Annotated in this window: 9 protein-coding genes; 4 read left to right on the top strand and 5 right to left on the bottom strand. The window is 37.9% G+C overall.

Annotated elements, in window-relative coordinates; translation table 11 throughout:
- Nucleotides 1-215 precede the first annotated feature (215 nt).
- A complete protein-coding gene (gene blaOXA, locus HUN22_RS14350) occupies nt 216-1,037 on the top strand; it encodes an OXA-213 family carbapenem-hydrolyzing class D beta-lactamase (RefSeq protein WP_174730639.1) in 822 nt (273 codons plus the stop codon).
- A 78-nt stretch (nt 1,038-1,115) separates the two neighbouring features.
- Here the strand turns inward: blaOXA and HUN22_RS14355 are convergent, their stop codons facing one another.
- Together HUN22_RS14355 and HUN22_RS14360 are read right to left on the bottom strand one after the other, a co-directional pair.
- Nucleotides 1,116-1,661, bottom strand: coding sequence for a GNAT family N-acetyltransferase (locus HUN22_RS14355; protein WP_174730643.1), 546 nt, complete (start codon nt 1,659-1,661; stop codon nt 1,116-1,118).
- On the bottom strand, nt 1,658-2,251 hold the full coding sequence (locus HUN22_RS14360) for a helix-turn-helix domain-containing protein (RefSeq protein WP_174730646.1): 594 nt from the start codon (nt 2,249-2,251) through the stop codon (nt 1,658-1,660). The genes HUN22_RS14355 and HUN22_RS14360 overlap by 4 nt, the downstream gene beginning before the upstream one ends.
- A gap of 197 nt (nt 2,252-2,448) precedes the next feature.
- Between HUN22_RS14360 and ruvC the strand changes: the two genes are divergently transcribed.
- On the top strand, nt 2,449-2,994 hold the full coding sequence (gene ruvC, locus HUN22_RS14365) for a crossover junction endodeoxyribonuclease RuvC (RefSeq protein WP_002121356.1): 546 nt from the start codon (nt 2,449-2,451) through the stop codon (nt 2,992-2,994).
- 7 nt (nt 2,995-3,001) lie between these two features.
- Here ruvC and HUN22_RS14370 read toward each other — a convergent pair whose 3' ends face one another.
- Nucleotides 3,002-4,459 (bottom strand): NAD(P)H-hydrate dehydratase, encoded by a 1,458-nt coding sequence (locus HUN22_RS14370; RefSeq protein WP_174730649.1) that lies wholly within the window; start codon nt 4,457-4,459, stop codon nt 3,002-3,004.
- Nucleotides 4,460-4,485: 26 nt separating this feature from the next.
- Here HUN22_RS14370 and queG point away from each other — a divergent pair, with 26 nt between their 5' ends.
- Both queG and bioB read left to right on the top strand, forming a co-directional pair.
- Nucleotides 4,486-5,586 (top strand): tRNA epoxyqueuosine(34) reductase QueG, encoded by a 1,101-nt coding sequence (gene queG, locus HUN22_RS14375; RefSeq protein WP_217488192.1) that lies wholly within the window; start codon nt 4,486-4,488, stop codon nt 5,584-5,586.
- A gap of 87 nt (nt 5,587-5,673) precedes the next feature.
- A complete protein-coding gene (bioB, locus tag HUN22_RS14380; RefSeq protein WP_005069622.1) occupies nt 5,674-6,663 on the top strand; it encodes a biotin synthase BioB in 990 nt (329 codons plus the stop codon).
- Nucleotides 6,664-6,711: 48 nt separating this feature from the next.
- Here the strand turns inward: bioB and HUN22_RS14385 are convergent, their stop codons facing one another.
- Both HUN22_RS14385 and HUN22_RS14390 read right to left on the bottom strand, forming a co-directional pair.
- Nucleotides 6,712-6,924, bottom strand: coding sequence for a hypothetical protein (locus HUN22_RS14385; protein WP_081174201.1), 213 nt, complete (start codon nt 6,922-6,924; stop codon nt 6,712-6,714).
- 63 nt (nt 6,925-6,987) lie between these two features.
- Nucleotides 6,988-7,329, bottom strand: a complete 342-nt coding sequence (locus tag HUN22_RS14390) for a hypothetical protein (RefSeq protein ID WP_174730652.1) — start codon at nt 7,327-7,329, stop codon at nt 6,988-6,990.
- Nucleotides 7,330-7,331 lie beyond the last annotated feature (2 nt).

Here is a 7,331-nt window from a genome sequence, read left to right on the forward strand (position 1 = left end):
GTATAGCTCTCTCACAAGCAGTTTTTTAGTCCAATAAAAAGCTTTGGTTCTTAGAAAAATTAGATATATTTCTTTGTTTATATAATTCTTTTATAAAATTTTAAACAGTAGTTCATAGGTGTAGAGTTATCTAAATAACTTACATTTTCTCTATCTAAAAGTCCCTCTATTCAAGTTAAATTAAAGAATAATACTTTTTAAACCTGCGTAGACTTATGAATAAAAAAACTCTTTTCCTTGCCATTAGTACGATTTTTTTGTCAGCATGCTCTTTCAATACAGTACAACAGCATCAAATACACGCTATTTCTAACCATAAAAATTCAGAAGAAATTAAATCATTGTTTGATCAAGCACAGACCACTGGTGTTTTGGTTATTAAGCGTGGCCAAACAGAGGAAGTCTATGGCAATGATCTTAAAAGAGCATCAACCGAATATGTTCCCGCCTCTACCTTTAAAATGTTAAATGCTTTGATCGGTCTTGAGCATCATAAAGCAACACCAACTGAAGTGTTTAAATGGGATGGGCAAAAGCGTTTATTTCCCGATTGGGAAAAAGACATGACATTAGGCGATGCTATGAAAGCTTCTGCTATTCCAGTTTATCAGGAACTAGCTCGACGAATTGGCCTTGATCTTATGTCTAAAGAGGTAAAGCGTATTGGTTTCGGTAATGCTGATATTGGTTCAAAAGTAGATAATTTTTGGCTTGTCGGTCCACTCAAAATTACGCCTCAACAGGAAGCACAGTTTGCTTATGAATTAGCACATAAAACTCTTCCCTTTAGCAAAAATGTACAAGAACAAGTTCAATCTATGGTGTTCGTAGAAGAAAAAAACGGACGTAAAATTTACGCTAAAAGCGGTTGGGGATGGGATGTGGAGCCTCAAGTGGGCTGGTTAACAGGCTGGGTCGTTCAACCACAAGGAGAAATTGTAGCGTTCTCACTCAATTTAGAAATGAAAAAAGGAATACCTAGTTCTATTCGAAAAGAAATTGCTTATAAAGGATTAGAACAGCTAGGTATTTTATAATTTTGACTCTATAGCCTAGTTTATATTTCACATTAAACTAGGCTATTTATTAAACTTGAAATTTGAAACTTTTATTATTTATCCATCAACCGGGGTATGTGGTGTATTTAAATTTAACTGATAAAAAGCAGCATCTAACCATTGGCCAAACTTAAAACCGACTTGCTTAAAAGTACCTGCATGGATAAAGCCCATTTTTTCATGTAAACCGATACTCGCTTGGTTGGTTGCATCGATACAACCTATCAATACATGTAGGTCTGCCTCTTGAGCACGCTTAATCAATTCTTGCATTAGAATTTTGCTTAATCCGCTGCCACGATGTTCATGATGAATATAAATACTATGTTCGACCGTATATTTATAGGCTGGGAAAGCTCTAAACGTTCCCCAACTCGCAAAACCCAATAACTTGTTTGTCTCATCCACAATACCAATCACTGGAAAACCATTTTCCCTTTTAACTGAAAACCATGTTTTCATTGAGTCAATTGAGCGGGGTACATAATCATACAGTGCTGTAGAGTTAATAATTGCCTCGTTCAAAATCTCTAATATAGCCGCTGCATATTCTGCTTCATTACAATCAATTAAACGCAAATTAGAATTGAGGGAATAGATCATAAAGATTCCTTAACGGCAGATACGAGTTGACTAGAGACGACTAAAATATAGCGAGCGACTTGAGCTGAATTATTAATGTATATAATTGGTTGATTGAGTTGCATAGCCAAGCAATCCCCTTTGCTTAAAGCATAACAATCTTCACCTAACTGAATATCAATTTGCCCTTCAACTACCCAAAGTTGCTGTTGTACAACATTAGAGGTGTCATTAATTTCATAAGTAATTCGGGCATGAGCTGGAAATTCAATTTCAACAATTTGAAATGGAGACTTCCAATTTGGAGGAGAGACTTGACGGCGAATATACCCTGTTTCGGGATCTTTCCATTCTGATTGTTGAATGCGTCGAACTATAGGTTGTGGTGACTGATTATTTTGTGAAGTGGAGAATAGCTGAGTTAAAGGAACCCCTAAACCATTTGCCAGCTTTTCAAGGACAACCGCTGTTGGACTCGCCTCACCTCTTTCAATGAGTGAAATTGCAGAACGGCTTACCTGACATCGGGTAGCAAGTACATCTAGCGTATAACCATGCGCTAGACGTAGTTCACGTACTTGCTGCGCAATGCGTAAATTAATATCTTCCATCTAGCACAGACGTAAATTCCAAAATTATAGATAAGTATTCCATTAAAATGGAATTACATCAAATGATTTTAGAAAATATAAATTGGCTCGATAAAACCCGAAAAATAACCATTCATCACAGCATTCTTTAAATTACTCATGCATAACCTTTTTGGCTATGTAACAATACCTACTGAACTATTTATATAAGTCTTCACATGGCATTGATTATTGGAATTGACCCGGGTTCACGCTTAACAGGTTACGGAATCATTGAAAAAGATGGTAGCAAACTGCGTTTTGTTGATGCTGGTACAATCCGAACAGAAACTCAAGAAATGCCAGAACGCTTAAAACGTATTTTTGCTGGCGTTGAGCGAATTGTGAAATTCCATGGTCCAACTGAAGCTGCGGTTGAGCAAGTCTTTATGGCTCAAAACCCAGACTCTGCTTTAAAACTAGGACAAGCCCGTGGTGCTGCCATAGCCGCATTAGTGAATTTAGATTTACAAGTTGCAGAATATACTGCCCGTCAAATTAAACAGTCTGTGGTTGGTTATGGCGCTGCCGATAAAGAACAAGTTCAAATGATGGTCATGCGATTACTTAATTTAACGATTAAGCCTCAATCCGATGCAGCCGATGCTCTTGCTGCTGCCATTTGCCATGCGCATGCATCAGGAAGTATGAGTAAACTTTCTGTCCTTAATGCCTTAGGTGGTATGGCGCGTGGACGAAGCCGCTCTAGCAGTCGTAGACGTTAAAACTTTCTTAGTTCACTACTTGAGTAATTGCTTCATTCATTTGATAAGCCTGTAAACCACGCATACCTTGTTTTGCAAGTTCATCACCTGCTTGAGCATGAAGGGTAACAATCTCATGTAATGCAATTGCCTTATGGAACTGGGCTTTTAGACTTGCAATCATTCCAGCTAATACATCACCCATTCCACCAGTTCCCATACCAGCATTACCTTGCGTACAGATATACAAGTTATCCTCTAAAATTAAGCTACCTGCTCCTTTAAGTACCCACTGACCCGCATATTTATGTTGCAAAGCATGAATTGCAGCAATTCGGTCCTTTTCAATTTGCGCTGTAGAAGAACCAAGTAAGGTAGCAGCTTCTCCTGGATGAGGCGTCGCATAAACATGTGCACCCAATTTTTCAGGCTGCTTGGCAAGAAACCATAAAGCATCTGCGTCTAAAACAGTTTCTAGGTGCGTACTCTGATTTAACAAATTAAACCATTGCTCATAAATTTGCTGTGCCCAATCGTCCCGGCCTAATCCCATTCCAAAACATACCGCATCAACCTGAGATAAAATCTCTTTAATACTATTTTCATCTAAAGCATTAATATCACGAAGCATGATATTAGGGGCCCGCGACAAAATAGCTTGATGATGGTTGCGATGGCAAACCACTGTCACTTTGCCTGCACCCGCATGAAAAGCAGCTTCAGCAGCCATAATAACAGCCCCACCCATTTGCTCATGTCCGCCTATCACTAAGACATGCCCATAATTCCCTTTATGTCCAAAAGCCAAACGTTTAGGAAGTTTGATATGTGTTGGCGTCAAGTAAGCAAGAGGTTTCAGTTCTTGATCTACTGGTATTAAATTAACTAAATGAATTTTTCCTACATATTCTTTACCTAGTCCTGTGAATAATCCTGCTTTAAGCCCCAAAACGGTAAAAGTATGATTAGCTTTCACTGCGCAAGGTAAGACTCGCCCTGTATTTGCTTGTAAGCCACTCGGTATATCAATCGAAATTTTTAGGCCCACTTGTTCATTAAATATTTGAATCACATGTTGCCAATCACTATTTAATTCTCGGTTTAAACCTAGGCCAAATAAGGCATCGATATGACAATCAAATGTTCTTTTTACATTAAAATTTGAATGAATTTCGACTTTCATTTCTTTAGCGAATTGCGCCGCACAATGTAAATCATTTGACTCACCCAATTGAGCTGCAAATATTTCAACATGAAATCCAGCTTGTTTAAGGTAACTTGCTATAAAGTAACCATCACCTGCGTTATTGCCTTGCCCGCACCAAACAGCAATATGCTTGATAGTCTGATCTTTAAAAAGTTCAATAAGCTGCTGAGCAATTAACCAAGCCGCTTGTTGCATTAAACCTAATGAGGAGTTTTGCGCAGCAAACCAGCGCCGCTCCCATGCTCGAATATCATCGCTATGGTAAACTACCGCCTGCATATTATTATCCTCTTGCATTTTGGTTTATGACATCTTCCGACACATCACGCATTGCAGTGCAACAAATTGATCCACATGAATTAAAAGCATGGATCAAAGCTCAAGCATTAGACTTGGGTTTTGCTGATTGTGTCATTGCAAAACCAGATGCTCAAGAGCAAATGCCACGTTTTTTAGAATATCTAGAACGTGGTTATCATGCAGACATGACCTATTTAGAAGAAAATCTAGAAAAGCGAGCTGATCCAACACTATTAGTGCCTGGCACAAAAAGTATTATTTGCGTTCGTATGAATTATCTTGTGGAATCTCCAAAACCCCGATATGTACCTTTGGAACCTAACTCTGCCATTATCGCCCGTTATGCACGTGGCCGTGATTACCATAAAGTCATGCGTGGTAGATTGAAAACGCTAGCAACACGAATTCGTGAAAAAGTTGGTGACTTTGAATCTCGTCCTTTTGCAGATTCGGCGCCTATTTTTGAGAAATCATTAGCTGAAAGTGCTGGAATGGGTTGGACAGGTAAACATACTTTACTTATTCATAAAAAATCAGGTTCTTTTTTCGTTTTAGGTGAGCTATTTACATCACTCGATTTACCTTTCGATGAACCTGCAACAGCACATTGTGGTTCTTGTAGCGCTTGTATTGATATTTGCCCGACCCAAGCGATTGTCGAGCCTTATATGCTAGATGCAAGGCGTTGCATTGCTTATTTAACTATCGAATACAAAGGAATTATTGCTGAAGAATTACGCGCAGGTATTGGTAATCGAATTTTTGGTTGTGACGACTGTCAGTTAATTTGTCCTTGGAATAGTTTTGCCAAAACAGCTTCTATTACCGATTTCAACCCTAGACATGGATTAGATAATATTAGTCTGCTTGATATCTGGCAGTGGGATGAAGCCACTTTTTTAGCCAATACAGAAGGTAGCCCTATTCGCCGGACAGGTTATCAATCATTTAAACGTAATATTGCCATCGGTTTAGGCAACGCACCTTATTCAAAAGAAATTGTAGATCAACTACAAAATGGCAAAAATTTACATGACGAAATCGTCAATGTGCATATTGATTGGGCAATTGAACAGCAACTTAATCAACTTCAGCTATCAAATTAAAAAAATGATGTTTTTTGCCCTATAGCTTTAATACGAATTCTGTATGATTATGTATAGTGAATTAATGCCATCATCATGGATATGACAATGACTCTACGTAATGATTGGAATCGTGAAGAAATCCAAGCTTTATATGAACAACCTTTTTTGGATTTAGTTTTCAAGGCTCAACAAGTACATCGTGAGCACTTCACTGCCAATTCAATTCAGGTCAGTACCCTTTTATCTATTAAAACGGGTAAATGTCCTGAAGATTGCAAATACTGCTCACAATCGGCACATTACGAATCAAAACTAGAAGCAGAAAAACGTATTGCTGTTGAAAAAGTGATTAGTGAAGCGAAAGCTGCAAAAGATTCAGGTTCTTCACGTTTTTGTATGGGTGCTGCTTGGCGTAACCCACATGAGCGCGATATGCCTTATGTTTTAGAGATGGTACGCGAAGTTAAAGCATTAGGTATGGAAACCTGTATGACTTTAGGCATGCTTAATCAATCTCAAGCAGAACGCCTAAAAGTTGCTGGTTTAGATTATTACAACCACAACCTAGATACATCTCGTGAGTATTATTCTCACATTATTAGTACCCGTACTTTTGATGATCGTTTAAATACACTTGATTATGTTCGTCAAGCTGGTATGAAAGTTTGTAGTGGCGGTATTGTAGGTTTAGGTGAAAGTCGTGAAGACCGAATTGGTTTATTACATGAACTCGCTACCCTACCAATTCATCCTGAATCTGTGCCAATCAACATGCTTGTTCCTATTGAGGGAACACCTTTAGCCGACGTTGAAAAGCTTGATGTTATTGAATGGATCCGTACTATTGCTGTGGCGCGTATTATCATGCCACATAGTTATATCCGTCTATCTGCAGGACGCGAATCATTAAGTGATTCAGACCAAGCATTAGCATTTATGGCAGGTGCAAACTCATTATTCTCTGGTGATAAACTACTAACCACACCAAATGCTGGTGAAGGTAAAGACCAAGCTTTATTTAATAAACTAGGTTTAACAGCTGAAAAACCAAAGCCAACTGTTGCTGATTTATCAGTAGATGCAATGAGTGCTTAACTCAAATTAAAAAATTTAAAAGCCCTGATCATTCAGGGCTTTTTTCATTTATATAGAGGTTACTAATATTCCGTAAGTAGCATTCAGGAAAGTTCCGACTCGAATAATATCTTTTCCTGCTGCATGCGTTACTGTGAATTCTTGACTCAACACATCAAAATTAAAAGAATCAAAAACATCTTGATGGTGTAAAAGCCAAGTCACTGTATCTGCTACATTATCATCCGCAATATAAGTTAAGGCCTTAAAGTCTTTACTCATAAATAACTCTTAAAAATAAATTTTATGAATTTTATATGAGTTCACTCTACCTTAAAAGAAAATCTAGGCTGCTTTAGGATTTACCAACGTACGACCTGACAATAGACTTGCCAAAGCTTGAGGTGAAAACTCTAAAGAAAGCACATGATTTTTGAGATTGACCGAATGCTTACTAATTAGTGGCAGTAAACCATCCTCTGTTTCAAAGACATATTCATCTGCAATATTTAAGATCCCTTCAAGGTTTGTCGTACTCGAAGCAAGATCATGGCTAAAGATGTCATAAATCGTTTGCAGGTTAAATGATGTTTGCTGCTCCGTCGGATGCTTAATCAGATAATCCTTTAAAAACAAAACTAATTTATGAGCAAAGAAAAAGTAGTTAGGTTTATAGCTATACTTCATAG

Source organism: Acinetobacter lactucae (assembly GCF_013344765.1).
In the GTDB taxonomy this organism is placed as follows: Bacteria; Pseudomonadota; Gammaproteobacteria; order Pseudomonadales; family Moraxellaceae; genus Acinetobacter; species Acinetobacter lactucae_A.